The sequence below is a fragment of the Sphingomonas dokdonensis genome (assembly GCF_002197685.1).
Classification (GTDB): domain Bacteria; phylum Pseudomonadota; class Alphaproteobacteria; order Sphingomonadales; family Sphingomonadaceae; genus Sphingomonas; species Sphingomonas dokdonensis.
The window spans coordinates 157,934-183,868 of sequence record NZ_NBBI01000001.1 but is presented as its reverse complement, the minus strand read 5'-3'; the positions used below and the strand labels follow the sequence as shown (position 1 = coordinate 183,868).

General features: G+C 66.1%; 25 protein-coding genes and 1 tRNA gene. 22 read left to right on the top strand and 4 right to left on the bottom strand.

Annotated features, from left to right (window positions below):
- Position 1: 1 nt before the first annotated feature.
- Complete coding sequence (locus SPDO_RS00830) at positions 2-712, bottom strand: glutathione S-transferase N-terminal domain-containing protein (RefSeq protein WP_088365571.1); 711 nt, start codon at positions 710-712, stop codon at positions 2-4.
- Between the two features lie 106 nt (positions 713-818).
- Here SPDO_RS00830 and SPDO_RS00825 point away from each other — a divergent pair, with 106 nt between their 5' ends.
- The 13 genes from SPDO_RS00825 to SPDO_RS00765 all read left to right on the top strand — a co-directional run bounded on the left by SPDO_RS00825 (position 819) and on the right by SPDO_RS00765 (position 16,525).
- The gene (locus SPDO_RS00825; protein WP_088366283.1) at positions 819-1,796 is read left to right on the top strand and encodes a C13 family peptidase; all 978 of its coding nucleotides are present in this window, start codon (positions 819-821) and stop codon (positions 1,794-1,796) included.
- Positions 1,797-1,868: 72 nt separating this feature from the next.
- Complete coding sequence (locus SPDO_RS00820; RefSeq protein WP_088365570.1) at positions 1,869-2,438, top strand: ClpP family protease; 570 nt, start codon at positions 1,869-1,871, stop codon at positions 2,436-2,438.
- 119 nt (positions 2,439-2,557) lie between these two features.
- Entirely contained in the window at positions 2,558-3,340 is a 783-nt protein-coding gene (locus SPDO_RS00815; protein WP_088365569.1) for a succinate dehydrogenase iron-sulfur subunit, read from the top strand.
- Between the two features lie 118 nt (positions 3,341-3,458).
- Positions 3,459-3,908 (top strand): PaaI family thioesterase, encoded by a 450-nt coding sequence (locus tag SPDO_RS00810; RefSeq protein ID WP_088365568.1) that lies wholly within the window; start codon positions 3,459-3,461, stop codon positions 3,906-3,908.
- A 123-nt stretch (positions 3,909-4,031) separates the two neighbouring features.
- Entirely contained in the window at positions 4,032-5,126 is a 1,095-nt protein-coding gene (zapE, locus tag SPDO_RS00805; protein ID WP_088365567.1) for a cell division protein ZapE, read from the top strand.
- A 132-nt stretch (positions 5,127-5,258) separates the two neighbouring features.
- Complete coding sequence (mdh, locus tag SPDO_RS00800; RefSeq protein WP_088365566.1) at positions 5,259-6,221, top strand: malate dehydrogenase; 963 nt, start codon at positions 5,259-5,261, stop codon at positions 6,219-6,221.
- 73 nt (positions 6,222-6,294) lie between these two features.
- Positions 6,295-7,179 carry a succinate--CoA ligase subunit alpha gene (gene sucD, locus SPDO_RS00795; RefSeq protein ID WP_088365565.1) on the top strand — a complete coding sequence of 295 codons (885 nt, stop codon included), beginning with the start codon at positions 6,295-6,297 and terminating at the stop codon, positions 7,177-7,179.
- A 212-nt stretch (positions 7,180-7,391) separates the two neighbouring features.
- Positions 7,392-10,364, top strand: coding sequence for a 2-oxoglutarate dehydrogenase E1 component (locus SPDO_RS00790; protein ID WP_088365564.1), 2,973 nt, complete (start codon positions 7,392-7,394; stop codon positions 10,362-10,364).
- A gap of 128 nt (positions 10,365-10,492) precedes the next feature.
- Positions 10,493-11,761 carry a 2-oxoglutarate dehydrogenase complex dihydrolipoyllysine-residue succinyltransferase gene (odhB, locus tag SPDO_RS00785; RefSeq protein WP_088365563.1) on the top strand — a complete coding sequence of 423 codons (1,269 nt, stop codon included), beginning with the start codon at positions 10,493-10,495 and terminating at the stop codon, positions 11,759-11,761.
- 77 nt (positions 11,762-11,838) lie between these two features.
- Positions 11,839-12,822, top strand: coding sequence for a L,D-transpeptidase (locus SPDO_RS00780; RefSeq protein WP_088365562.1), 984 nt, complete (start codon positions 11,839-11,841; stop codon positions 12,820-12,822).
- Between the two features lie 58 nt (positions 12,823-12,880).
- Positions 12,881-13,813 (top strand): ABC transporter ATP-binding protein, encoded by a 933-nt coding sequence (locus tag SPDO_RS00775; protein WP_088365561.1) that lies wholly within the window; start codon positions 12,881-12,883, stop codon positions 13,811-13,813.
- A complete protein-coding gene (locus SPDO_RS00770) occupies positions 13,810-14,601 on the top strand; it encodes an ABC transporter permease (protein WP_088365560.1) in 792 nt (263 codons plus the stop codon). The genes SPDO_RS00775 and SPDO_RS00770 overlap by 4 nt, the downstream gene beginning before the upstream one ends.
- 97 nt (positions 14,602-14,698) lie before the next feature.
- Positions 14,699-16,525 carry a DUF885 domain-containing protein gene (locus SPDO_RS00765; RefSeq protein ID WP_088365559.1) on the top strand — a complete coding sequence of 609 codons (1,827 nt, stop codon included), beginning with the start codon at positions 14,699-14,701 and terminating at the stop codon, positions 16,523-16,525.
- A gap of 79 nt (positions 16,526-16,604) precedes the next feature.
- Here SPDO_RS00765 and SPDO_RS00760 read toward each other — a convergent pair whose 3' ends face one another.
- On the bottom strand, positions 16,605-17,306 hold the full coding sequence (locus tag SPDO_RS00760; protein WP_088365558.1) for an HAD family hydrolase: 702 nt from the start codon (positions 17,304-17,306) through the stop codon (positions 16,605-16,607).
- Between the two features lie 145 nt (positions 17,307-17,451).
- On the opposite strand from SPDO_RS00760, the gene SPDO_RS00755 reads away from it, so the two are divergent.
- The 5 genes from SPDO_RS00755 (at position 17,452) to SPDO_RS17070 (ending at position 20,545) form a co-directional block, all read left to right on the top strand.
- A tRNA-Gly gene (locus SPDO_RS00755) sits at positions 17,452-17,525 on the top strand.
- A 129-nt stretch (positions 17,526-17,654) separates the two neighbouring features.
- The gene (gene dut, locus SPDO_RS00750) at positions 17,655-18,140 is read left to right on the top strand and encodes a dUTP diphosphatase (protein WP_088365557.1); all 486 of its coding nucleotides are present in this window, start codon (positions 17,655-17,657) and stop codon (positions 18,138-18,140) included.
- A gap of 122 nt (positions 18,141-18,262) precedes the next feature.
- On the top strand, positions 18,263-18,670 hold the full coding sequence (locus SPDO_RS00745) for a hypothetical protein (RefSeq protein WP_088365556.1): 408 nt from the start codon (positions 18,263-18,265) through the stop codon (positions 18,668-18,670).
- Positions 18,661-19,434: a HesA/MoeB/ThiF family protein gene (locus SPDO_RS00740; protein ID WP_425441899.1), complete on the top strand. Its 774-nt coding sequence runs from the start codon at positions 18,661-18,663 to the stop codon at positions 19,432-19,434. The genes SPDO_RS00745 and SPDO_RS00740 overlap by 10 nt, the downstream gene beginning before the upstream one ends.
- Before the next feature lie 43 nt (positions 19,435-19,477).
- A complete protein-coding gene (locus SPDO_RS17070; RefSeq protein WP_245828949.1) occupies positions 19,478-20,545 on the top strand; it encodes a flagellin N-terminal helical domain-containing protein in 1,068 nt (355 codons plus the stop codon).
- A gap of 16 nt (positions 20,546-20,561) precedes the next feature.
- Here SPDO_RS17070 and galU read toward each other — a convergent pair whose 3' ends face one another.
- Positions 20,562-21,434, bottom strand: coding sequence for a UTP--glucose-1-phosphate uridylyltransferase GalU (gene galU / locus SPDO_RS00725; RefSeq protein WP_088365555.1), 873 nt, complete (start codon positions 21,432-21,434; stop codon positions 20,562-20,564).
- Positions 21,435-21,557: 123 nt separating this feature from the next.
- Here galU and wecB point away from each other — a divergent pair, with 123 nt between their 5' ends.
- The 4 genes from wecB to SPDO_RS00705 all read left to right on the top strand — a co-directional run bounded on the left by wecB (position 21,558) and on the right by SPDO_RS00705 (position 25,163).
- Positions 21,558-22,673, top strand: a complete 1,116-nt coding sequence (gene wecB, locus SPDO_RS00720; protein WP_088365554.1) for a non-hydrolyzing UDP-N-acetylglucosamine 2-epimerase — start codon at positions 21,558-21,560, stop codon at positions 22,671-22,673.
- Positions 22,660-23,949, top strand: a complete 1,290-nt coding sequence (gene wecC, locus SPDO_RS00715; protein ID WP_088365553.1) for a UDP-N-acetyl-D-mannosamine dehydrogenase — start codon at positions 22,660-22,662, stop codon at positions 23,947-23,949. The genes wecB and wecC overlap by 14 nt, the downstream gene beginning before the upstream one ends.
- Positions 23,950-24,019: 70 nt before the next feature.
- The gene (locus tag SPDO_RS00710) at positions 24,020-24,802 is read left to right on the top strand and encodes a metallophosphoesterase family protein (protein WP_088365552.1); all 783 of its coding nucleotides are present in this window, start codon (positions 24,020-24,022) and stop codon (positions 24,800-24,802) included.
- 133 nt (positions 24,803-24,935) lie between these two features.
- The gene (locus tag SPDO_RS00705) at positions 24,936-25,163 is read left to right on the top strand and encodes a hypothetical protein (RefSeq protein WP_088366280.1); all 228 of its coding nucleotides are present in this window, start codon (positions 24,936-24,938) and stop codon (positions 25,161-25,163) included.
- Positions 25,164-25,575: 412 nt separating this feature from the next.
- Here the strand turns inward: SPDO_RS00705 and SPDO_RS00700 are convergent, their stop codons facing one another.
- Complete coding sequence (locus SPDO_RS00700) at positions 25,576-25,809, bottom strand: hypothetical protein (RefSeq protein ID WP_088365551.1); 234 nt, start codon at positions 25,807-25,809, stop codon at positions 25,576-25,578.
- Positions 25,810-25,935: the final 126 nt, after the last annotated feature.

Sequence of the window (25,935 nt, the reverse complement as noted above, 5' to 3'; positions counted from 1 at the left end):
GTCACTCCCCGTCCCTCTCGGTCGCATCGTTCCTGATCCCCATCATCACCCGCTTCGCTTCGGCAGTGATCTCCTCGGGCCGCGCCATCCGCCCCACCGCCGTTCCGGCCTTCACCGCCGGCCGCTGGCGGACCGAGGCGAACCAGCGCGCGACATGCGGGAACGCGGCCATGTCGATGCCCTGCGCCTTGTGCGTGATGATCCATGGGAAGCAGGCGATGTCCGCGATGCTGTAGTCGGCGCCGGCCACATAGGCGCCCGTCCTGGCAAGCTGCCGGTCCAGCACACCGTACAGCCGGTCAGCCTCGCGCGCGTAGCGATCCATGGCATAGGGCAGCCGTTCCGGTGCATAGAGGCGAAAGTGGCCGTTCTGCCCCAGCATCGGCCCAAGCCCGGCCATCTGCCACATCAGCCATTCGGTCACCATCGTGCGCCCGCGCAGGTCGGTCGGCAAAAACCGTCCCGTCTTTTCGGCCAGATAGAGCAGGATCGCGCCCGTCTCGAATACGCTGACCGGCGCACCGCCGCCCGGCAGGTCGTGATCGACGATCGCCGGAATGCGATTATTCGGGCTGATCGCCAAGAATGCCGGCCGAAACTGCTCCCCTGCACCGATGTTCACCGGCTTCACGGCATACGGCAGGCCGCATTCCTCCAGCATGATCGTGATCTTCCACCCGTTCGGCGTGGCGGCGAAATGCAGGTCGATCATGCGGGCCTCTCCTGTTGCCGCAGGCTAGACGCCGGGATCGTGCGCAATCAAGCGATTGACAGACCGCCGCGCGCGCTTTGTGATGCGCGGCCGGGGGGTGCTTGCCATGAAGAGGCTGCTGACAATCCTGCTGACCATGATGGCGGGGGCAGCCCCGGGGCAAACCTATCATCCGCCCGAGCACACCCGGCCAGTCCCGCTTGTCAGCAGCGCTGGCGAAAGCGGTCTCCTGGAACTGGCCGATCACGGCGGTGCGATCGAGCATGATCGGGCGCCCGGCTGGCAATTGGCGGAACACCGCCGCCTGTCAGACGCCCTCACCGGCCTCGCCCCACAGCGCAAGGGCGTGGTGGACGCCTATGTGCTCGCCGCAGCGCTCGATAGTGATCCGGTATTCGGACGCGAGGCGCGCGAAGCTGGACGGGTGCTCGCACGCCGCTACGATGCGGCACGCCGCACCATGGTGCTCGCCGGAACGGACGGCACCGCGGACAGCGCGCTGCCGATGGGATCGCCCGCCAATCTCGAGGTGGCGCTTGCCCGCATTGCCGAGGTGATGGACCCTGCCGAGGACGTTCTGGTCCTTTACATCACCAGCCACGGCGCGCGCTTCGGCCTGGTCTACAACGACGCCGATCAGGGCTTTGGCGCAATCGCGCCACGCCGCCTGTGGAGCACGCTGTCGCACCTTGGCATCCGTAACCGACTGATCCTGATCAGCGCCTGCTATGCCGGTGTGTTCGTGCCCATGCTGTCCAGCGACACCACCGCGATCGTCACCGCGGCGTCGGCCGACCGCACGTCGTTCGGCTGCCAGTCCGACAATGACTGGACGTTCTTCGGCGACGCGCTGATCAACCACGCGCTGCGCAAGCCGCAGCCGCTCGCGGCGGCCGTGCAGGAGGCGGTGGAGACGATCGCCGGCTGGGAACGGGACGCCGCGCTCGAACCGTCCAACCCGCAGGTGGCGATCGGCACGGGGGCGGCGCGCTGGCTTGCCGCACTCGACGCGCATGCCCCTGCGGCAGCGACCAGTCCGGTGGGGCGACCAGCCAATGCGGTCCTCACCACAGCGGCGCGCTGACCCGACAGCGCACCACGCGACTATTTTCGCGCGAAACGGGAACCCCGGCCGTCCCGCCGGGTTCGCCGCGCCATGACGAACAGCAACGCCACCGACTATCCGCTCCTCGCCAATCCGCACATCCAGCTGCACGGCGTGGTAGACGATGCCATGTACAACACCTTCAACAGCCAGCTCGCCAATGCCACCGGCGATGGGCCGCTAGTGGTGTCGATCACCACGTTGGGGGGCGATCCGGAGATGGCACGCGCCATGGGCGACACGATCCGCCTGCTGCGCGAGTATAGCGGGCGCGAAACGCTGTTCCTCGGCAAGGTGGCGGTCTATTCCGCCGGCGCGACCTTCATGTCCGCCTTCCCCGCCGACAAGCGCTTCCTGACGCGCGGGTCGCGGCTGATGATCCACGAGCGGATCATGAACTCGACGGTCAACCTGTCCGGCCCGCTCAACACGCTCGCCCCCGTGCTGCTTGCCAAGCTGAACGAGATCCAGGATTCGATCCGCATCCAGGACGAGGGGTTCGCCGCGCTGGTGAAAGGCACCAACGTGTCGCTCGACCATCTGAAAGCCAAGGCGCCGTCGAACTGGTATATCGAGGCGGAGGAAGCACGCGATCTCGGGCTGGTGCTCGACATCATCTGATTGTCGCGGAATACGTCGCTTCCATTTGCGACCTTGCCCCCGGTTATGTATCTGGGGCGCAATCGTGCGCGGGACGGGTTCTCGTCCCGGCGCTGTCCAAAAGAAAGCGGGACCGTACCATGGCCGAATTCACCCTGCCGGCAAACAGCAAGATCAAGGGCGGTCGCAAGATCCCGTCGGCCGAACCCGGCGGCACGATGCGCAACTTCAAGGTGTATCGCTACGACCCAGACAGCGGTGAAAACCCGCGCTACGACACGTTCGAGGTGAACCTCGACGAATGTGGTCCGATGGTCCTCGACGCGCTGATCAAGATCAAGAGCGAGCAGGATTCGTCGCTGACGTTTCGTCGTTCGTGCCGCGAAGGCATTTGCGGCTCCTGCTCGATGAATATCGACGGCAAGAACGGCCTCGCCTGCACCACCGCGATCGAGGACGTGAAGGGCGAGATCAAGATCACGCCGCTGCCCGCGATGGACGTGATCAAGGACCTGGTGCCCGACTTCACGCACTTCTACGCACAATATGCCTCGATCCAGCCGTGGCTGAAGACCGTCACCCCGCCGCCCGCGGGCAAGGAGCGGCTCCAGTCGCCCGACGACCGCGCGAAGCTCGACGGGCTGTATGAGTGCATCCTGTGCGCCTGCTGCTCGACCTCATGCCCCAGCTATTGGTGGAATTCGGACAAGTTCCTCGGCCCGGCGATCCTGCTTCAGGCGTACCGCTGGCTGGCCGACAGCCGCGACGAGATGACCGGCGAGCGGCTCGACGAGCTGGAGGATCCGTTCCGCCTGTATCGCTGCCACACCATCATGAACTGCGCGAACGCCTGCCCGAAGGGGCTGTCGCCCGCCAAGGCGATCGCGGAAATCAAGAAAATGGAAGTAGAGCGCGTCCTCTGACGCGGCGGAGGAGTGGCGCCCTGCCCTCCTCCCCGTTCGTGCTGAGCCTGTCGAAGCACGTCCCATAGACGGTGTCGTTGATGACCCGTCCTTTGACGAGCTCAGGACGAACGGTTTGATGATCGAAAAGCCCGAATTCCACTACGAGGATCATCCCGACCACCCCGGCTGGAAACGCTGGGGCCTGAAGAATTCGGATCGCTACAACACCTTCCTCGGTGACATGATGGTGCGGGTCGAGGACGGCACCTGCCGCGTGCGGATGCTGCCCGAACGCCGCCATTCCAATTTGGGCAATAACGTGCACGGCGGCGCGATGCTCGGCTTCATCGACGTCGCACTGTTCGCCGCGGCGCGCAGCTTCGGCCTGATCGCGGCTGGCACGGCGGTGACGCTGGATCTCAACACGCACTTCATGGGCGCCGGGCGGATCGACGAGATGCTGGAGGCGCGAGTGGAACTGCTGCGCGAAACGGGACGCCTGCTCTTCATGCGCGGCCTGGTGGTGCAGGACGCGGGGCCCGTGGCCGAGTTCTCCGGCACGATCCGCAAGCCGACGAAGAAGTAAGCCTCGCCGCCCCTGCCCGTCATGCCGGCCTTGTGCCGGCATCCAGTGTGCCGCAGGAGCGGCCCCGCCGGGTTCGCGGCACCCTGAATGCCGCGACCAGCCTGGCATGACGAAGGAAGAACGGTGGCCGCAGTCCTACAAGCCTATGAAGCCCTGATCGCTGGCGGCGAACTGCGCCCCGACCCCGAACAGGCCGCCGCCGCCGCGCGGCTCGACGCACTCGCCCAGGAGCTGGAAAACCCGCGCACCACGGGGTTCTTCCGCAAAAAGGTAGTGCCCGCGCGCGGCATCTACATGTGGGGCGACGTGGGCCGCGGCAAATCCATGCTGATGGATCTGTTCTACGCCAACGTGAATGTCGCGCAGAAGCGCCGCGTCCATTTCGGCGAATTCATGCTGGAGGTGCACGAGCGGATCGCGGCCGAGCGGCGCAAGGAGCAGGGCGATCCCATCCTCCCCGTCGCCGCCGCGCTGGCCGAGGAAGCACGCCTGCTCGCGTTCGACGAGATGATCGTCAACAACTCGCCTGACGCCATGATCCTCTCGCGCCTGTTCACCGCGATGATCGAAGCAGGCGTGACGGTGGTGACGACCAGCAACCGCGTGCCGACCGATCTCTACAAGAACGGTCTCAACCGCGAGCATTTCCTCCCCTTTATCGCGCTGATCCAGGATCGGATGGACGTGCTCGCGCTCAACGGCCCGGTCGATTATCGCCGCGACCGTCTGGGGCAGCAGAACACCTGGCTGGTGCCCAATGGCCCCGTCGCGACCGCCGAACTGTCCGCTGCCTTCTTCCGCCTTACCGACTATCCACCCGAAGATCGCGAGCATGTGCCAAGCGAGGAGATCATCGTTCAGGGGCGCACATTGCGCGTGCCCAAATCGCTGAAGGGCGTCGCCGTATTCAGTTTCAAGAAGCTATGTGGCGAGGCGCGCGGCAGCGCCGACTACCTTGCGGTCGCCCGTCGCTTTCACACCGTGATCCTCGTCGGCATCCCAACCCTCGGCCCGGAAAACCGCAACGAAGCCGCCCGCTTCGTCAGCCTCATCGACGCACTCTACGAGCATAAGGTGAAGCTGCTCGCGGCTGCCGACGCCGAGCCGGACGCCCTCTATCCGGCCGGGGACGGCCGCTTTGAGTTTCAGCGCACCGTCAGCCGGCTTGAGGAAATGCGCTCTGAAGAATATCTCGCCGAGGGTCACGGCACCGGCTGACACTCGCCTATTGCTATTGCGAACGGATATCTTTTAAAAGCCTTCTTTCGGGCTTTAGTGGCTTGTGCCGGTCGCCCAAAGGGCGTACCCGACCTCTCCAATCACGACCTCACGTTACGGAAAGGGGATTGGATGGCCCGCAAGAAGATCGCGCTTATCGGCGCCGGCAACATCGGCGGCACGCTCGCGCACCTGGCTGCCCTCAAGGGGCTCGGCGATATCGTCCTGTTCGACGTGGTCGAAGGCGTGCCGCAGGGCAAGGCGCTTGACCTGTCGCAGTGCGGCCCGGTCGAGGGCTTCGATGCCACCATCATCGGCTCGAACGACTATAAGGACATTGCTGGCGCCGACGTGATCATCGTCACCGCCGGTGTCGCCCGCAAGCCCGGCATGAGCCGCGACGACCTGCTCGGCATCAACCTGAAGGTGATGAAGGCCGTCGGCGAGGGCATCCGCGACAACGCGCCCGACGCGTTCGTGATCTGCATCACCAACCCGCTCGACGCGATGGTCTGGGCACTGCGCGAATTCTCCGGCCTGCCGCACAACAAGGTCGTCGGCATGGCCGGCGTGCTGGACTCGGCGCGCTTCAGCCACTTCCTGGCGGAAGAGTTCAAGGTCTCGGTCAAGGACGTGAACACCTTCGTCCTCGGCGGTCACGGCGACACGATGGTGCCGGTGCTGGAATATTCGACGGTGTCGGGCATCCCCGTTGCCGACCTGATCGAAATGGGCTTCTCCACCAAGGAGAAGGTCGACGAGATCATCAAGCGCACGCGCGGCGGCGGCGGCGAGATCGTCGCGCTGCTGAAGACCGGCTCGGCTTACTATGCCCCGGCCACCAGCGGCATCGCGATGGCCGAAGCGTATCTGTACGACCAGAAGCGCATCCTGCCGGCCGCGGCACACCTGACCGGCCAGTACGGCATCGATAATCTGTACGTCGGCGTGCCCGTCATGATCGGCGCCGGCGGCGTCGAGAAGGTGGTCGAGGTCAAGCTGTCCGACGAGGCCAAGGGCAACCTTCAGGTATCGGTCGACGCGGTCAAGGAACTGCTCGTCGCGTGCAAGGGCATCGACGAGAGCCTGGCGTAAGCTGCTGAATTCTACACCCGGCGATGGCGTGGCCACCGGCCAGCCGTCGCCGGGTTGATCATACGGAGACGACATGAGCATTCTCGTCGACAAGAACACCAAAGTCATCACCCAGGGCATGACCGGCAACACCGGCAGCTTCCACACGCAGGCCGCGCTCGATTATGGCACGCAGATGGTCGCCGGCGTCACCCCCGGCAAGGGTGGTGGCACGCACCTCGGCCTGCCGCTGTTCGACACGGTTGCTGAGGCAGTGACCAAGACCGGCGCCGACGCCAGCGTGATCTACGTCCCGCCGCCCTTCGCCGCGGATTCGATCCTTGAGGCGATCGATGCGCAGGTGCCGCTGATCGTCTGCATCACCGAGGGTATTCCGGTGCTCGACATGGTGCGCGTGAAGCGCGCGCTCTCCGGCTCCAAGTCGCGCCTGATCGGCCCGAACTGCCCGGGCGTGCTGACGCCAGGCGAGTGCAAGATCGGCATCATGCCGGGCAACATCTTCAAGAAGGGCTCGGTCGGCGTCGTGTCGCGCTCAGGCACGCTGACCTATGAGGCGGTGTTCCAGACCTCGAACGCGGGCCTTGGCCAGACCACCGCAGTCGGCATCGGCGGCGATCCGGTCAACGGCACCAACTTCATCGACGTGCTGGAGTTGTTCCTCGCGGACGACGCGACCGAGTCCATCATCATGATCGGCGAAATCGGTGGTTCGGCCGAAGAAGAAGCGGCACAGTTCCTGCGCGACGAAGCGAAGCGTGGCCGCAAGAAGCCGATGGCCGGCTTCATCGCGGGCCGCACGGCGCCTCCGGGCCGCCGCATGGGCCATGCCGGCGCGATCGTGTCGGGCGGCCAGGGCGGCGCCGAGGACAAGATCGCGGCGATGGAAGCTGCCGGGATCAAGGTGGCGGCAAGCCCGAGCGAGCTCGGCTCCACGCTGCTGTCGGTGCTGGGTAAGTAACGTAACGTCCTCTCCCCTGAACTGGGGCGAGGATACGAAGCCTAGGCAACTCGTTGCTTAGGCGAAGTTGGAGAGGGGTCGAGCGAGCCGAACGGCTGGCACGGTTTCTGACGAAACCGCCCGCCCCTCTCCCAGCTACGACTGAGGCCATGCTGGCCTAAGTCTGCGCAACCCTCTCCGCTCCTGCGGACGGCGAGGGATTGGAGTTGGCAATGGGCTACGAAGGTCAGGATTTCTCGGACATCGCAGGCGGCGTGTCGCCCGCGTTCATCGAAGCGCTCTACACGCGCTTCAAGGCCTCGCCCGACAGCGTCGAGCCGGGCTGGCGCGGGTTCTTCGAGGGGCTGGAAGGCGGCACCTCGGGGCCGAGCTGGCGCAACGAGCGCTGGCCGCTGTCCACCACCGATGATCTGACCGCCGCGCTCGATCCGACGCAGATGGAGCCGGCGCCCAAGCCGCAAAAGGGCGGCAAGCCCGCCGCCCCGGCCGCCGCAGCCCCCACCCCCTCGCAGGACGAGATCCTGCGCGCCGCCGGCGATTCGATCCGTGCGCAGCTGCTGGTGCGCACCTATCGCGTGCGCGGCCACCTTGCCGCCAATCTGGACCCGCTCGGCCTCAACACCATTCGTGAGCTGCCGGCGGACCTCAAGACGGAATATCACGGCTTCACCGATGCCGACATCGATCGCCCGGTCTACATGGGCGGCACGATGGGACTCCAGTGGATCACCATCCGCGAGCTCGTCGACATCCTGCGCGCCAATTATTGCGGCAACGTCGGCCTCGAATACATGCACATCGCCGACGTGGAGGAGCGCCGCTTCCTCCAGGAGCGCATGGAGGGCAAGGACAAGGCGATCGACTTCACCGCCCAGGGCAAGAAGGCGATCCTGAACAAGGTCATCGAAGCCGAGCAGTGGGAAAAGTTCCTCGGCCGCAAGTACGTCGGCACGAAGCGCTTCGGGCTTGATGGCGGCGAGGCGATGATCCCGGCGCTGGAAAGCGTCATCAAATACGGCGGCGCGGCCGGCGTGAACGAGATCGTGTTCGGCATGGCGCACCGCGGCCGCCTGAACGTGCTCGCCAACGTCATGGGCAAGCCGCTGCGCGTCATCTTCCACGAATTCGCCGGCGGCTCGGCCAACCCGGACGACATCGGCGGGTCGGGCGACGTCAAATATCACCTGGGCACCTCCACCGACCGCGAGTTCGATGGCGTGAAGGTCCACATGTCGCTGGTTGCCAACCCGTCGCATCTCGAGGCGGCGGATCCGGTGGTGCTCGGCAAGGTGCGCGCGATCCAGACGATCGCCGGCGACCTTGAGGATCATTGCAAGTCGCTGCCCGTGCTGATCCACGGCGATGCCGCCTTTGCGGGCCAGGGCATCGTGTGGGAGTGCCTCGGCTTCTCCGGCATCCGCGGGTACAACACCGGCGGCTGCGTCCACTTCGTCATCAACAACCAGATCGGCTTCACGACCAGCCCGCAATTCGCGCGCTCGTCGCCCTATCCGTCGGACGTCGCGAAGGGCGTCCAGGCGCCGGTCTTCCACGTCAACGGCGACGATCCCGAAGCGGTCACCTTCGCCACCAAGATGGCGATCGAGTTCCGTCAGAAGTTTCACCGCGACGTCGTGATCGACATGTGGTGCTACCGCCGCTTCGGCCACAACGAGGGCGACGAGCCCGGCTTCACCCAGCCGCTGATGTACAAGGCGATCCGCAGCCATCCGCCGGTCAGCGAGATCTACGGCAAGCGCCTTGTCGAGCAGGGCGTCGTCGATCAGGCGTGGGTGGACGACAACGTCAAGCAGTTCACCACGCTTCTCGAGGGCGAGTTCGAGGCGGGCGCCAGCTACAAGCCGAACAAGGCGGACTGGTTCGCCGGCCGCTGGTCGGGCCTGCACGCCCCGGCCGATGCCGAGACCGCGCGCCGCAGCGTCGAGACCGGGATCGAGCAGAAGCTGTTCGATTCGATCGGCCGCACACTCACCACCGTTCCCGACGACCTGGCGATCCACAAGACGCTGGCGCGCGTGCTGGATGCCAAGCGCAACATGTTCGCGACCGGCCAGAATTTCGATTGGGCAACCGGCGAGGCGCTCGCTTATGGCTCGCTCCTGTCGGAAGGCTATGGCGTCCGTCTGTCGGGGCAGGATTCGGGCCGCGGTACCTTCTCGCAGCGGCATGCCGTGTGGATCGATCAGAACACCGAAAAGCGCTACGTGCCGCTGTGGAACATCGAGCACGGCCAGTTCGAGGTGCTCGACAGCCCGCTCTCCGAGTACGGCGTGCTCGGCTTCGAATACGGCTATGCGCTCGCCGATCCGAAGACGCTGGTGTTGTGGGAGGCGCAGTTCGGCGACTTCGTCAACGGCGCACAGATCATGATCGATCAGTTCATCGCGAGCGGCGAGGCAAAGTGGCTGCGCGCCAACGGCCTCGTGATGCTGCTGCCGCACGGCTACGAGGGTCAGGGTCCCGAGCACAGCTCGGCACGCCCGGAGCGGTTCCTTCAGCTGTGCGCACAGGACAATATCCAGGTCGCGAACTGCACCACGCCGGCCAATTACTTCCACATCCTGCGCCGGCAGATGCACCGTCCGTTCCGCAAGCCGCTGATCATCATGACGCCGAAGTCGCTGCTGCGGCACAAGCTGGCGGTGTCGAGCACGGCGGACTTCCTCGGCAACTCGCATTTCCGTCGTATCCTGTCGGACACCAACGGTGCGCCGGACGAGGCGACCAAGCGGCTCGTGCTGTGCACCGGCAAGGTCTCCTACGACCTGATCGAGGCACGCGATGCGGCTGGCGACACGGGCACGCAGATCGTCCGTATCGAGCAGCTCTACCCCTTCCCCATCGAGGCCCTCGCTAAGCGTATCGCGCGCATGCCAAGCCTGGAAGAGGTGGTCTGGGCGCAGGAAGAACCGCGCAACAACGGCTATTGGTTCTTCGTCGAACCGTTCATCGAGGAAGCGCTGGGCGAGGCCGGCTGCGCGGTGAAGCGGCCGCGCTATGCCGGTCGCGCGGCGGCGGCATCGCCCGCCACCGGCCTGATGAAGCGACACCAGGCCGAGCAGGGCGCGCTGATCGCCGACGCGCTCGGCCACAATGTCCGCGAGGAAATCCGCCGTACCCGCGGTGCGGACACGTCGAAGAAGGCCGGCACGCCGGCGTCGTAACGCACAGCGTAGCTGGCCGTCGGCAGCGATGGTCGGCTACGGAACAGAAGTAACCACGCGATGCGTTCTCCCCGAGGCGTCTCGCAACTGGACCCCGGCCATCGCCGGGGAACAAGGGAAGCGAAAAGATGGCAACCGAAGTTCTGGTCCCCACGCTGGGCGAATCGATCACCGAAGCAACGCTGGGTGAATGGCTGAAGCAGCCGGGCGATAAGGTCGCCGCGGACGAGCCGATCGCCAGCCTCGAAACCGACAAGGTGTCGGTGGAAGTGCCGAGCCCCGTCGCGGGCGTGATGGGCCAGCATGCCGTTGCCGTGGGCGACACGGTGCAGGTCGGCGCGATGATCGCCACGGTCGAGGCCGGTGACGGCGCTCCCGCCGCCACGCCCGCGCCACAGCCCGCCGCCACCGAAAGCCCGAAGGGCGATGCGCCCGCCGGTGACCAGCCTGCTCCCGCGGCGGGCGGCTATGGCAACCACGGCGCGACGCCGGTCGACAGCAACGCGCCCGCCGCGCTCAGCCCCTCGGTGCGTCGCGCGGTGCTGGAGCATGGCGTCGACCCGGCAACGATCAAGGGCACCGGCCGCGACGGCCGCATCACCAAGGACGATGTCGCCGCCGCCGCCTCGTCGCGCCCCGCCAGTGCACCGTCCGCTCCGGCCGCGACGCCAACCCCGTCGGTCGCCGCCTCGACCGGCCGCAAGGAAGAGCGCGTGCGCATGACGCGCCTGCGCCAGACAATCGCCAAGCGCCTGAAGGAAGCGCAGAACACCGCCGCGATGCTGACGACGTTCAACGACGTCGACATGAGCGCGGTGATCGAGGCGCGCGCCAAGTACAAGGATCTGTTCGAGAAGAAGCACGGCGTCCGCCTCGGCTTCATGGGCTTCTTCGTGAAGGCCGCGACCATGGCGCTGAAGGACATCCCGTCGGTCAACGCCTCGATCGAGGGCGACGAGATCATCTACCACGATTATGCCGATATCTCGGTCGCGGTGTCGTCGCCCGGCGGGCTCGTCGTGCCGGTGATCCGCGATGCGCAGGACCTGTCGGTCGCGGGCATCGAAAAGACGATCGGCGATTTTGGCAAGCGCGCCAAGGAAGGCACGCTGAAGATGGACGAGATGAAGGGTGGCACCTTCACCATCTCCAACGGCGGCGTGTTCGGCTCGCTGATGTCCACCCCGATCATCAACCCGCCGCAGTCCGCCGTCCTCGGCCTGCACCGCATCGAGGATCGCCCGGTGGTGGTGAACGGCCAGGTCGTCGTCCGCCCGATGATGTACCTCGCGCTCTCCTACGATCACCGCCTGATCGACGGCCGCGAAGCGGTGACTTTCCTGGTCGCGCTGAAGAATGCGATCGAGGACCCGACGCGCATCCTGATCGACCTGTAAGACGGCCGGCGTCTTTTCGCCGTGCATTTCATAAGGTCCCGCTGGTGCATACACCGGCGGGACCTTATCATTTCGGCATGCTGAAGCCGACCTTTCGCCCGCTGCTTGCGTCGCTGACGCTCACCCCCGCGCTCGCGGTGGCCGTCCCCTCGCTCGCTCAGTCTGCCGCTCCGATTACAGAGCCGGGCGCGATCGAGCGGATGAAGCCGGGCCAATATCTCTGGGCGCCGCAGATCGCCCCCGCCGGCCCGGTGACGATGATCGTCAGCCTCAAGAAGCAGCGCGCCTATGTGTACCGCAACGGCGTGCCGATCGGTGTCACCACCGTCTCGTCTGGCAAGAAAGGCCATGCCACGCCGACCGGCGTGTTCACGATCCTGCAGAAGCAGGTCGATCACAAGTCGAACATCTACAACGGCGCGCCCATGCCCTATATGCAGCGGCTGGCGTGGGACGGCATCGCGCTGCACGCCGGCGCGCTGCCCGGCTTTCCCGCCAGCCACGGCTGCGTTCGCCTGCCGCTCGCCTTCGCCAAATCGCTGTACGGCGTCACGCAACTCGGCCTGACGGTGGTCATCACCGACGAAGGCCTGGTGCCCGAAGTCGCCCCCGCCCCCGATCCGCTTGCCGCACCGCCCGCGGACGGCCACCGAAACCCCGCGCCCTACACCTGGAACCCGCAGGCCTCGCCCACCGGCCCTGTGTCGATCATCGTCAGCGGCCGCGACCGCCGCGTCGTCGTGCTGCGTAACGGCAAGCAGATCGGCGCCGCACCGCTGATGCTGCACCAGCCGATCACCGCAACGCAGGCGTTCAACCTCCGCGCGATCGACGCCGCCGGCGCGCACTGGACCCGCCTGCCCCTGCCCGGCAGCCCCGCTACCGCCGCCGGGAGCGAACTATCGCCGGAAGAGCGGACGAGAGGCCATCTGCCCGACGGCTTCCGGCAGAAGGTGGAGGCAATCCTCACCCCTGGCGCCACCATGCTCGTCACGCGCGAGACGCTGGCGACCAGCGGCACCGGCAGCAGGCTTGCGGTCCTCGTCGCCGACCCCAAATAACCGCCGGCGCCCGCCTCGCGGCGCCACCACGCGCGCGTCCTTGCGCGCAGGAGTTACCATGCAGCCGATCATCTCGATCAGGGGTCTGGAAAAGACCTATGCGTCCGGCCACCAGGCGTTGAAGGGCGTGGATCTCGACATCAACCGCGGCGAGATCTTCGCCCTGCTCGGCCCCAATGGCGCGGGCAAGACGACGTTGATCGGCGCGATCTGCGGCCTGGTCACCGCCACCGCCGGCACCGTGACGGTGGACGGCCACGATAACGTCCGCGCCTATCGCGAGGCGCGCTCGCGCATCGGCCTCGTGCCGCAGGAACTCAACACCGACGCGTTCGAGCCGGTCGGCGCGACCGTGCGGTTCAGCCGCGGCCTGTTCGGCCGCTCGCCCGACCCCGCGCTGATCGAGCAACTGCTGCGCGACCTGTCGTTGTGGGACAAGCGCGACGCGATCATCAAGGAACTGTCGGGCGGCATGAAGCGCCGCGTGATGATCGCCAAGGCACTGTCGCACGAACCCGAGATCCTGTTCCTCGACGAGCCCACCGCCGGTGTCGACGTGGAGCTGCGCCGCGACATGTGGAACATGGTGCGCAAGCTGCGCGAGCGCGGCGTCACCATCATCCTCACCACCCACTACATCGAGGAGGCAGAGGAGATGGCCGACCGCATCGGCGTGATCGACGGCGGCAAGCTGATGCTAGTCGAGGAGAAGCACGCGCTGATGAAGAAGCTCGGTCGCAAGGAGCTCACCGTCCAGCTTGCCGAGCCGCTCGCCGCCATCCCGCCCGAACTCGCCGACTGGAAGCTGGAGCTGATCGCCGATGGCCGCGAGCTGCGCTACGTCTTCGATCGCCATGCCGAGCGCACCGGCGTGCCCTCGCTACTCGCCAGGATGCGCGATCTCGGCATCAACTTTTCCGATCTCAATACGCACCAGAGCTCGCTCGAAGAGATCTTCGTCGGCCTCGTCCATGGAAAGCGCGCCGCATGAACTCCCCCCATCTGGCTGCCCCACGCTTCAACTGGCAGGGCGTCTGGGCGCTCTATCGCTTCGAGATGCACCGCTTCCGCCGCACGTTGTGGACTGGGCTGGCGGTACCGGTCATCACCACCTCGCTCTATTTCATCGTGTTCGGCTCCGCGATCGGCTCACGCATGACCGAGGTGAGCGGCATACCCTACGGCAGCTTCATCGTGCCCGGCCTGATGATGTTGTCGCTGTTTCAGGAAAGCACGTTCAACGGCGCGTTCGGCATCCACATGCCGCGCTTCACCGGCACCATCTACGAACTGCTCTCCGCACCCATGTCGGCATTCGAGACCGTGCTGGGCTATGTCGGTGCGGCGGCGACCAAGGCGATGCTGGTGGCGGCCATCATCCTCGTCACCGCCAATCTGTTCGTCGACGTTCAGGTCGAGCACCCGGTCATCATGCTGGCCTATCTCGTCCTCGTCGCCTGCACCTTCTCCTTGTTCGGCTTCGTGCTGGGCATCTGGGCAAAGGGGTTCGAGCAGTTGCAGGTCATCCCGCTGCTGATCGTCACCCCCCTCACCTTCCTTGGCGGCGCCTTCTACTCGCTCGACATGCTGCCCGAGCCGTGGCGCACGGTGACGCTGTTCAATCCCATTGCGTACCTCATCAACGGCTTTCGCTGGACCTTCTTCGGCCAGGCGGACGTGTCGCCGCTCGCCAGCCTTGCGGTGACCGCGGCCTTCTTCGCCATCTGCCTCGGCACGGTCTGGTGGATCTTCCGCACCGGCTACCGCCTGAAGAACTGACGCCAATCATCCTCCCCGTCAGCGATGGGGAGGATGCTAGCCATTGCGCCGCTCTCCCTAACCGGCAACAAGCACGACAAAGTTTCGGGAGATACCAATGCGCCGCCCCCTTGCCCTGCTGCTCTTGCCGCTGCTGCCGCTCGCCGGCTGCGCCGCGCCCCTTCAGACGTCGAGCCAGGCCGCTGTCACCGCGCAGCCGGGCGCGCAGGACGCCGCGCTGCTCACGTTCCTCGACACCGCCTTCGACGCGCAAACCGCGCTCAGCCCGGAATCGCAGACCTATCTCGGGCTGAAGACCAACAACGACCGGCTCGACGATTACACCCCGGCCGCCGCCAAGCGCGCGCTCGAGCTCAGCGAAAAGCAGCTGGCCGAGATGCATGCCCGCTTCAAACCCGACCAGCTTAGCGAGAGCGGACGCGTCAGCTACCGCCTGTTCGAGCATCAGGTAGAGCGCGCACGCGAGGCGTACCGCTTCCGAAAGCTGCGCTTCCCCGTGTCCACCAACGGCAGCCCCGCCGGCGACATCCCGGTCCTGCTCATCAACAACCACAAGGTCGACAGCGTTGCGGACGCCGAGGCCTACATCGCCCGACTGCGCGACGCGGAGCGCGTGATGCGCGAAGTCACCGCTACCATGCGCGATCAGGCCGCGTCCGGCATCATTCCTAACAAGGTGAACTTCGCCCCCGCGCGCGCCGATGCGCGCAAGGTCGTCACCGGCGCGCCGTTCGACAGCGGGCCCGATTCGACGCTGATGGCCGATTTCCGCAAAAAGGTCGCCGCGCTCGACGCGCCCGCCGCCACCAAGCAGAAGCTGCTGGCCGATGCCGCCGCCGCGCTCACCGGCCCGTTCAAGCGCGGCTACGACCTGCTGTTCGTCGCGCTCGACGAGATCGAGCCTAAGTCGAAGGGCAATTTCGGCGCCTGGAACCTCCCCGACGGCGCCGCTTACTATAACGATCGCCTGAAGGACGAGACCACCACCAATCTCACCGCCGAACAGATCCACGAAATCGGCCTGCAGCAGGTCGCCGCGATCCGGCAGGAGATGGAAGCGATCAAGAAGCAGGTCGGCTTCGCCGGCACGCTGGAGCAGTTCTTTGAACAGATCCGCACCGATCCGAAGTTCAAATATCCGAACACCGACGCTGGCCGCGATCAGTACCTGAAGGACGCCCGCGGGGTGATCGCCTCCGTCATGGCCATCGCCCCGCGCTACTTCCACGTCCTGCCCAAGGCACCGCTGGAGGTGCGTGCGGTCGAGAAATGGCGCGAGGGCACCGCCCCCACCGCCTTCTACAACCCACCCTCCGCCGACGGATCGCGGCCGGGCATCTATTACGTCAACCTCGTCGACATGAACCAGACGCAGAAGGTTCAGGTGGACGCCATCGCCGCGCATGAGGGCGCACCGGGTCACCATTTCCAGATCGCCCGCCAGATGGAGCTGACCGGCTTGCCCAAGTTCCGCAAGTTCGGCGGCTATGGTGCCTATATGGAAGGCTGGGGCCTCTATTCGGAGCGGCTCGCGGACGAAATGGGGATCTACAAGGACCCGTACGCCCGCTTCGGCATGCTCTCGCTCCAGGTCTGGCGCGCGATCCGGCTGGTGCTCGACACCGGCATCCACGCCAAGCGTTGGGACCGCGACAAGGCGATCGCCTATTTCAAGAACAACAGCTCGGTCTCGGATACCGACATCGCGCGCGAGGTGGATCGCTACTTCAACTGGCCCGGACAGGCGACCAGCTACATGGTCGGCATGCTGAAGATCAAAGAGCTGCGCCAGAAGGCGGAGCGCGAGCTCGGCCCCAGGCTCGACATCCGCGATTTCCACGAGGCCGTGCTGAGCCAGGGCGCCCTCCCACTCGACGTGCTCGAGGAAGAGGTGAACCGCTACATCGCCGCCAAGAAGGGCTGATTGTTGGCGCAGAGCGCGCGCCGTCGTTCGCCGGCGCGCGCTTTCTTCTACCTGCCGTGGGCTCCGGTAAGGGTCGCAATCACATCGCGTTGATCTCCGCGATCAGCGCCGGCAGCGCGCCAAGGCTCGCCAGCCGGCGATAGCGCGGCTGATCGACAGGCTCCGCCGCATGCTCGTGGCTCCACGCCAACGGCTGCGGGACGAACGCCGCCCATGCCCCGGCGGCCAGCGCGGGATGGATATCGGATCGCAGCGAATCGCCCGCCATGATCGCCTCGGCCGGATCGACGCTGCGCCGCGCGAACAGGCGCTGGAACGTCTCCACCGTCTTGTCGCTCACGATCTCCACCGCGGAAAAAAGGATTCCGAGCCCCGAGGCGGCGAGCTTCATCTCCTGATGCAACAAGTCGCCCTTGGTCAGCAGCACCAGATCGCCAAGTTCGGCGAGCGCCTCGATCGTGTCGCCAACGCCATCCAGCAACTCGACGGGGTGTTGCAGCAGATTGCGCCCCGTCTCCAGGATCCGGGCGATCGCCTCCACCGGCAGATCCGCCCCCCCAAGCGCCAGCGCCGCCTCGATCATCGACAGGGTAAAGCTCTTCGCGCCATAGCCATAATGCGCCAGGTTGCGTTCCTCGATCGTCGCCAGCGTCGATCGCGCAATCCCCGCTTCGGCAAAGGTGGCGAGCAAGCCGGTGAACGCCTGCTCGGCAACCTCGAAGTGCCGCATGTTGTGCCACAACGTGTCGTCGGCATCGAGCAGGATGAGCTTGATCGGCATGGCCTATGTCTCTGTCGGGAAGATCGAGTGCGCCACCTACCGCGCGGCCCGTCCTACCGGCAATACAACCCGGGCCAGCCCACTTCGCATTTGGATTGACGGCGCGGCCCCGACCATGGCAGTGCGCCTCCACGCGCCGTGATGGGCGGGTGTAGCTCAATGGTAGAGCAGAAGCTTCCCAAGCTTACGACGAGGGTTCGATTCCCTTCACCCGCTCCACTGTCGTGGGCGCCATTTTCCGCACATTGACCGTGAGCATGGGGCGGCCGGCCCTGATCGGCTTGCGCTTTCGCCCGAGGGCTGGGAAGGCGCGGCGCCCGGATGGGCCACACAGCATAGAGATTTCAGATGACGTCAGGCCGGAAGAAGATCGAGGTTCAGATCCTGGACGCGCGGCTGCGCGAATGGGGGCTGCCACGCTATCAGACGGACATGGCCGCCGGCATCGACCTGCACGCCTGCATCGACGAGCCGTTGGTGCTGCAGCCGCAGGCGCCGGCGGTGCTAATTCCGTCGGGCATGGCGGTGTTGATGAACGATCCGCAGATGGCCGCGCTGGTTCTCGCGCGCTCCGGGCTCGGCCACAAGAAGGGGCTGATCCTCGGCCAGTCGGTCGGCCTGATCGACGCCGATTATACCGCGCAGATCTTTGTCAGCGCCTGGCTGCGTACGCCGCCAGGCAGCGAACCTTTCACCATCCAGCCGGGCGATCGTATCGCGCAGCTTGTGTTCGTACCAATCATCCGCCCCGAGCTCGATTTCGTTGATACGCTGAGCGCCACCACCGCGCGGGGCGGCGGCGGGTTCGGCTCCACAGGCTTAGCCACCAGCTGACCTTCACCGCGCCGCACGCCCGTGCGTTACCGGCGCAGAGCGGCAAGCCACGCGCTTGCTGGACGCATAGCCGCCACGCCCGATAGGATGCCGGCCATGCGCACATCGGGGATCACCGAACCATGATCGCACTCTCCCTCCTGCTGGCTCTAAGCCAGACACCCGCCACCACTGGCGGCACCACCGATTTCGTTGCGCCCGGCACCGAAGCGATGGTGCCGCCGAGCGATTGGTCGCACCTGCCCGAACTGAGCCTGCGACAGCCCCGCCCTGCCGCCAACGCGCTGGCCGCCTTTGTGCGAAACGAAGTGCAGGCCGGCCGGTGCAGCGGCAACAGCCCGCTGCGCATCGACCTTGCCGTGCTCGTCGCGCCCGATGGGCGGCTGCGCGGCGTGCGGCCGAATGCGATCGGCTGCCCCACGGTTGAGCAATATGCGTCCGGCCTCGTCATGCGCATGGCGCGTAGCAACGTCGCGGCGCCACGCGCCGATCAATGGTATCGCACCGCGCTCACCTTCGCATGGCAGTGACGCTCGGCGAGGAGGAGCGCGCGCGCTACGCCCGGCAGATCATCCTGCGGGAGATCGGCGGGGGCGGGCAGCGGCGTCTGAAGCAGGCGACGGCGGTGGTGATCGGCGCCGGCGGCATCGGCTCGCCGGTGATCGCCTATCTGGCGGGCGCCGGCATCGGACGCCTCGTGGTAATCGACGATGACGTTGTCGATCGCTCCAACCTGCAGCGGCAGATCCTGTTCGGCACCGCGGACATCGACGCGCCAAAGGCAGCGCAGGCCGCCGCCGCCGTGGCGCGGCACAACCCCCATGTCAGCGTGGCGCCGATCACCGCCCGGATTACGGCCGACAATGCCGCCGATCTGATCGCGGGCGCCGCCGTGGTGGTGGACGGTTGCGACAATTTCGCAACCCGCCTCGCGGTCGCCGACGCGGCGCTTCGCCAACGCATTCCGCTCGTCTCGGCGGCGGTCGGCCAGTTCGAGGGGCAGCTGGCGGTCTATCGCGGATGGGAGGCGGACAAGCCATGCTACCGCTGCCTCGTCGGCGATGCCCCCGATCGCGACGAGGCGACCTGCGCCGAACAGGGCGTGCTCGGGCCGGTCACCGGCATCCTCGGCAGCATGGCCGCCCTGGAGGCGATCCGCGCGGTCGCGCCCTTCGGTGAGGATCCGGCCGGGCGGCTGATCCTGCTCGACCTCCTCGACCTGCGCTTCCGGAACATCCGCGTGCCCAAGGATCCCGCCTGCCCCGCTTGCAGCAAAGGTGACATGGTTAGCTAGGCATTAACCATTATGCTGTCAGCTGACGCCCGAAAGGGACAGCATGACGGTCATCAACACCAATGGCGCAGCGCTGCGCGCGATGAGCGCGACGCGCACCGCCGACATCAGCCTCGCGACCGCGATGGAGCGCCTGTCGACCGGCAAGCGGATCAACAGCGCCAAGGACGATGCCGCGGGCCTTGCCATCGCCTCGGGCATGACGGCCCAGATCATGGGCATGCGCCAGGGCATGCGCAACGCGGTCGATGGCGTCTCGCTGGTGCAGACGGCGGAAGGTGCACTCGATGAAGTGACCAACATGGCCCAGCGCATCCGCGAGCTGACGATCCAGTCGCTGTCCGGCACCTACAGCGATGCTGACCGTGCGAACATGCAGACGGAAGCGAGCGCCTTGGCGCGGCAGATCACCCGCACGATGGGTGATGCCACGTTCAACGGCAATCGGCTGTTCGACACCAACCTGTATTACTGGCACCAGGACACGCCAGCACCCGATCGCAGCGTCAAGTTCGATGTTCAGGCCGGCGCCAATGCCGCGGACAAGATCACTGTCAGCATCGAAAATACGCCGCTCACCTTTGCGCGGGATAGCCTGCACCCGCTGCAAACACCGGCCGGCTATCCCTCACCCGCCGAGCATCTCATCACCTTCAACGACTATGTTTCAGGTGCGCGGCGCGCCGGCGTGCCGATCGGCAAGGACGATATCGGCACAACGGTACGCCAGGCCACCGGCGACAGCTGGGCCGATACGTCGCGCTATCTCGTCTACGCCGCCCACGCCGAATTCTCGCTGGAGGAAGAGTTTGACATCTCGAACGTCTATCGCGCGCAGAATGCGCTGGAGCGGGTCGACACCTTCATGACCGACATCACGCGGGTGCGCGCCGGCCTTGGCGCGGCGGCGAACCGGCTGGAATCCACCGTCAGCAATCTCACGACCACCAGCACCAATCTGCAGGACGCCCGCTCGCGCATCGAGGACGCCGACTTCTCGCAGGAGACGACCAACCTCGCCAAAGCGCAGATCCTGAAACAGGCCGCCACAGCGATGCTCGCCCAGGCAAATCAGAGCCAGCAAGGCGTGATGAAGCTGCTCGGCAGCTAAGCCGCAGGTTGGGCGACTAGCTCAGCAGCGTCTGCGCGAAGGCGCGCACCGACGGCCCGATATCCTCGCGCGCCAGCGCCAGCGCCAGGTTCGCCTGGATGAACCCCGCCTTGTCGCCGCAGTCATATCGGTCACCGGCGAAGGTATAGCCGTGGAACGGCTGCTTGCCGATCAGCTGCGCCATCGCGTCGGTCAGCTGGATCTCGCCGCCCGCGCCCTTCACCGGATTGTCGAGGATCTTCATCACCTCGGGCTGCAGGATGTAGCGCCCCGGCGTCATCAGGTTGGACTTGGCGGTGCCCTGCTTGGGCTTTTCGATCACCTCCAGCACTTCGGTCAGCGGTCCGTCGACCGCGCCGGGCGTGATGATGCCGTATTTGTCGGTTTCTTCCGGCGCCACTTCCAGCGCGCCGATCAGATTGCCACCGACGCGGTGATAGGCTTCCACCATCTGCGCCAGGAAGCCGGGCGTGCCGACCATCAGCTCGTCTGGCAGCAGCACGGCGAACGGCTCGTCCCCCACGATCTCGCGCGCGCACCATACGGCATGGCCCAGCCCCAGCGGCTCCTGCTGGCGCACATAAACGGGCGATCCCGGCGTCTGCCGGATGTTCTCGATCAGCGCGAGCGACTTGCCCCGCGCCTTCATCGTCGCTTCCAGCTCGTAGGAGATGTCGAAATGATCTTCGAGCGCCCCCTTGCCGCGCCCGGTGACGAAGATGATCTGCTCGATCCCGGCCTCCAGCGCCTCTTCCACCGCATATTGGATCAGCGGCTTGTCGACGACGGTCAGCATTTCCTTCGGCATCGACTTGGTGGCCGGCAGGAATCGCGTGCCGAGGCCGGCGACCGGGAAAACGGCTTTGCGCAGCGGCTTGATCGACGACATCGGTTGAACTCTCCCCAAGGCGTGGCCCGCGCCGGCCTTAGCCAGCGAGACCGTTGCGGCAAAGCATCAATCGCGTAGAGCCGCTTAGGCCGTCCTTAATCGCTACTTGCTAGGCCGCTGCTCATGAAAACGCTGGTTATCTTTGGAACGCGACCCGAGGCGATAAAATTGTTCCCCGTCGTGCGGGCGTTGCAGGCTCGCGCGGGGCTTGAAGTGCGCACCCTCGTGACGGCGCAGCATCGCGGGCTGCTCGATCAGGTTCTCGCCATCGCCGGCCTCTCGCCCGACGTCGACCTCGATCTCATGGAGCCGGGACAGACGCTTGACCGCCTCACCGCGCGCCTGCTCACCGGCATCGGCGATGTGCTCGACAAGGAGCGGCCCGATCGCGTGATCGTGCAAGGCGACACGGCAACCGCGATGTGCGGCGCGCTGGCGGCTTATTATCGCAAGATCCCCGTTGCGCATGTCGAGGCCGGGCTTCGCTCGGGCGACATCTATCACCCCTGGCCCGAGGAGGTGAACCGCCGCATCGTCGCGCCGATCGCCGATCTTCACTTCGCACCGACGCAGACCGCCGCCGATGCCCTGGCGCGCGAAAACGTGACGAGGGGCGTCCACGTCACCGGCAACACGGTGATCGACGCGCTGCACTGGACAGGCAATCGGATCGCCGCAGAGCCGCAGCTCGCCGGCCAATTGGACGATCTCGCCGCCCGCTTCGCCGGCAAGCGTGTCGTACTGGTCACCACGCACCGGCGTGAGAATTTCGGCGACGGCATGGCCGCGATCGCCCGCGCCATCGCGCGGATCGGCGCACGCGAAGACGTCGCCGTGATCTTCCCGATGCACCCCAATCCCAATGTCGCCTCGGTGATGGAGACGGTGCTCGGCCAGCACGCCAATGTGGCGCGCATCGACCCGCTCGATTACCCGCATTTCATTCGCGCGCTCGGCATGTGCGACTTGGCACTCACCGACTCGGGCGGCGTGCAGGAGGAAGCGCCCGCGCTGGGCAAACCAGTGCTGGTGATGCGCGACACGACCGAGCGACCCGAGGGCGTCGTTGCCGGCACGGCCAAGCTGATCGGCGCCGACGAAGACCGGATCGTTTCCGAAGTCTTCACCCTTCTCGACAACAAGGCTGCCTATGCCGCCATGGCGCGTGCCCACAATCCATTCGGGGACGGCCATGCCAGTGCGCGGATCGCGGGGATCATCGCTGATGAAATCGGATAACGAACTGAACGTCGTCGTGCTTGGGCTGGGCTATATCGGCCTGCCGACCGCCGCCGTCATCGCGCGCACCGGCGCGCGCGTTCTGGGCATCGACGTGCACCAGTCGGTGGTGGACACGATAAATTCCGGCCGCGTCCATATCGAGGAAGTGGATCTCGACGGCCTCGTCTCGGGCGTCGTCTCGCGCGGCCACCTGCGCGCCTCGACCCGGATCGAGCCGGCCGACGTCTTCGTCATCGCCGTGCCCACGCCGTTCAAGGACGATCGCTCCCCCGACATCGCGTATGTGCTGGAGGCGGCGACCAGCCTCGCGGCGGTGCTGAAGGCCGGCGACACGGTGATCCTCGAATCCACTTCGCCCGTCGGCACCACGGAAAAGGTGCGCGACCTCCTGGCCCGCCTCCGCCCCGATCTGCGCGCCCCCGGCATGGGCGACGGCGCCGATTATGCCGTGGCCTATTGTCCCGAGCGCGTGCTGCCCGGCCGCATCTTGGTCGAGCTGATCGACAATGATCGCGTGATCGGCGGTATTACCCCGCGCTGCGCGCGCAAGGCCCTCACCTTCTATCGCCGCTTCGTGCGCGGTGCCTGCGTCACCACCAATGCGCGCGCGGCGGAGATGACGAAGCTGACCGAAAACGCCTTCCGCGACGTCAACATCGCCTTCGCCAACGAACTCAGCCTGGTCGCCGAGACGATGGGCGTCGACGTGTGGGAGGTGATCCGGCTCGCCAATCGTCACCCGCGCGTGAACATCCTTCAGCCCGGCCCCGGCGTCGGCGGCCATTGCATCGCGGTCGACCCGTGGTTCCTCGTCGCTGCCGATCCCGCCAACACCCCGCTGATCCGCACCGCGCGCGAGGTGAACGACGGCAAGACCGATCATGTCGTCGCCAGCGCCGCCGCGATGATCGAGGCGAACCCCGGCGTGCCGGTCGCTTGCCTCGGTCTCGCGTTCAAGGCGAACATCGACGATTTCCGCGAAAGCCCGGCGCTGCGCGTCGCCACCGCGCTCGCCGAGCGGTTCGGCAGCCGCGTTCGCATCGTCGAGCCTTATGCCAGCGAGTTGCCCGAGGCGCTGGCGAAGACCGGCGCGACGCTGATCGACATCGACACCGCGATCGAGCGCTGCCCGCTGATGATCGTGCTGGTCGATCACGACGTGTTCCGCTCGGTGCCGCTGGAGGAGCGCGCGACCAAGCAGGTGCTCGACACCCGCGGCATCTGGCCGGATCAGCCCTCCGCCCGTTCCACCCCGTTGCGCATGGCAAGCTGATCGACCGGGATATTGCGGCTGCGAGTAGCGTTGGGTAAGGCGACAATCTTTCCCAACAATCCGGCCGCTTATGCTTTCGCGCCTTTTCCCGCGCCGTCGCCCCGAACCGATCCAGGCCGAGCTGCCGGCCGGCCGACGCATCTATGCGATCGGCGACATCCACGGCCGCCTCGACCTGCTCGACGCGCTGCTGGCGCAGATCGAGAAGGACGATGCCGCGCGGGGCGGCGCGCAGACCGGGATCATCTTTCTCGGCGACCTGGTTGATCGCGGCAGCGATTCGGCGGGTGTCGTCGATCGTGTCCGCACGCTTTGCGCCGAACGCCCCGACACGCGCTGCCTTTCGGGCAACCATGAGGAAATCTTCCTCGGCGCCTATGACGGCAACGGTGATCTGATCCGCCTGCTGCTCCGCGCTGGCGGGTTCGAGACGCTGGTCAGCTACGGCCTCGATCCGCAGGCGATCGATCAGGCGAGCGTCGCCGAACTGGCCGAAATGATGGCCGGGGCGATCCCCGGGGCAGACATCGCCTTTCTGCGCGGGCTCGACGACTATCTGGTCGAAGGTGATTATCTGTTCGTCCACGCCGGCATCCGCCCCGGCGTCGCGCTGGACCAGCAGAGCACCAACGACCTGCGCTGGATCCGCCAGCCCTTCCTCGACTTCTCCGGGAACCACGGCAAGCTGGTGGTGCACGGCCACACCATCACCGACGATGTGGATGAGCGTGCCAACAGAATCGGGATCGACACTGGCGCCTATCGCACCGGTCGACTCACCGCTTTGGGGCTGGAGGGGCAGCATCGCTGGTACCTCAATACGGACGAAATATCTCAAGTTGCGGCAGAATGATCGAGATTGGCGTTGAAATGCTGCAACACAGCACCGATTTGCTGCAACACCTACCGGCATAGTGCGGTATATGGATTGCGTTGCGACCGCTTCTCTGGCAGGGCGTCGCGACGGACAAAAAAGGGAGTTCGTGATGAAGCTTCGTAATTACATGGCGGCCGTTGCCGCTGCCTCGCTCGCTGCGGCTCCTGCCGTTGCTGCTCCGACTTCGGCTGCTAAGCTGTCGCGCGCCAGCGCTCCGGCTGCCAAGGGTGAAGAAGCTGCTGGCGGTGGCGTGATCGTCGCTGTTCTGGCCGCTGCTGCTGTGATCGCGGGCATCGTGATCATTGCTGACTCGGACGACGACGCCGACAGCAACTGAGCTTTCGCTCAAGTTGAAGGAAATAGCGGCCAATCGGCCGCTATTTTTTTGCCTGCTTCACGAGAGCTGGAGCCGACGGTCCGATAGGGATCGCGCGCGACGATCGTCTTAAGATTGTGCAACTGGTCAAGCGCTGCACATCCAGCGTCTACGTGATGTCCGGCCTCCCGTCCGCCGTACGGAGCCGACAAGCGGCGCCGAAGACAGCAGCGCTGTCCGCACCTGATCGGCGCCGGTTCTTAAAACGCAGATGATGCGGCGAGCGACGGCGGCGCACCGTCACGGATCGCCCTACGCGCGGACCTAAGTCAGCAACGGCCGGCTTTTGGCTGCACCACCCGCCGCCGCAGCCGACGCTAAGCGCCACCTAAGAAAACGGCGGAGAAGGTTTCCCCTCCCCGCCGCCTCGCGATCAGTTGCTGTCCGAATCGTCGTCGTCGTCGACGACAAGGTAGATGCCACCCGCGACGATCGCCGCCGCCAGGATTGCCGGAATGATGCCGCCGCTAGCGGCCTTCTCCGAATCGGCCACCGGCGTCGCGGCCCGTACCGGCGACAATGCCGCCGCGCTGTTGGCGGCACTCGCCGCCACCGGCGTCAGCGCGATCGCGCCTGCCGCCAGGCCACCAAGAAGCTTCGAAATCATACCCCTTCTCCTTCCAAAAGATCCGTGTGAGGTCGGCACGGCCGTAGCCGTGACCCTTACCAAGCGACGAAGCGATCAGTCTGTTCCGCTGCATTGCCGCAGAACAGCCGCCACCACCCGCCGCCG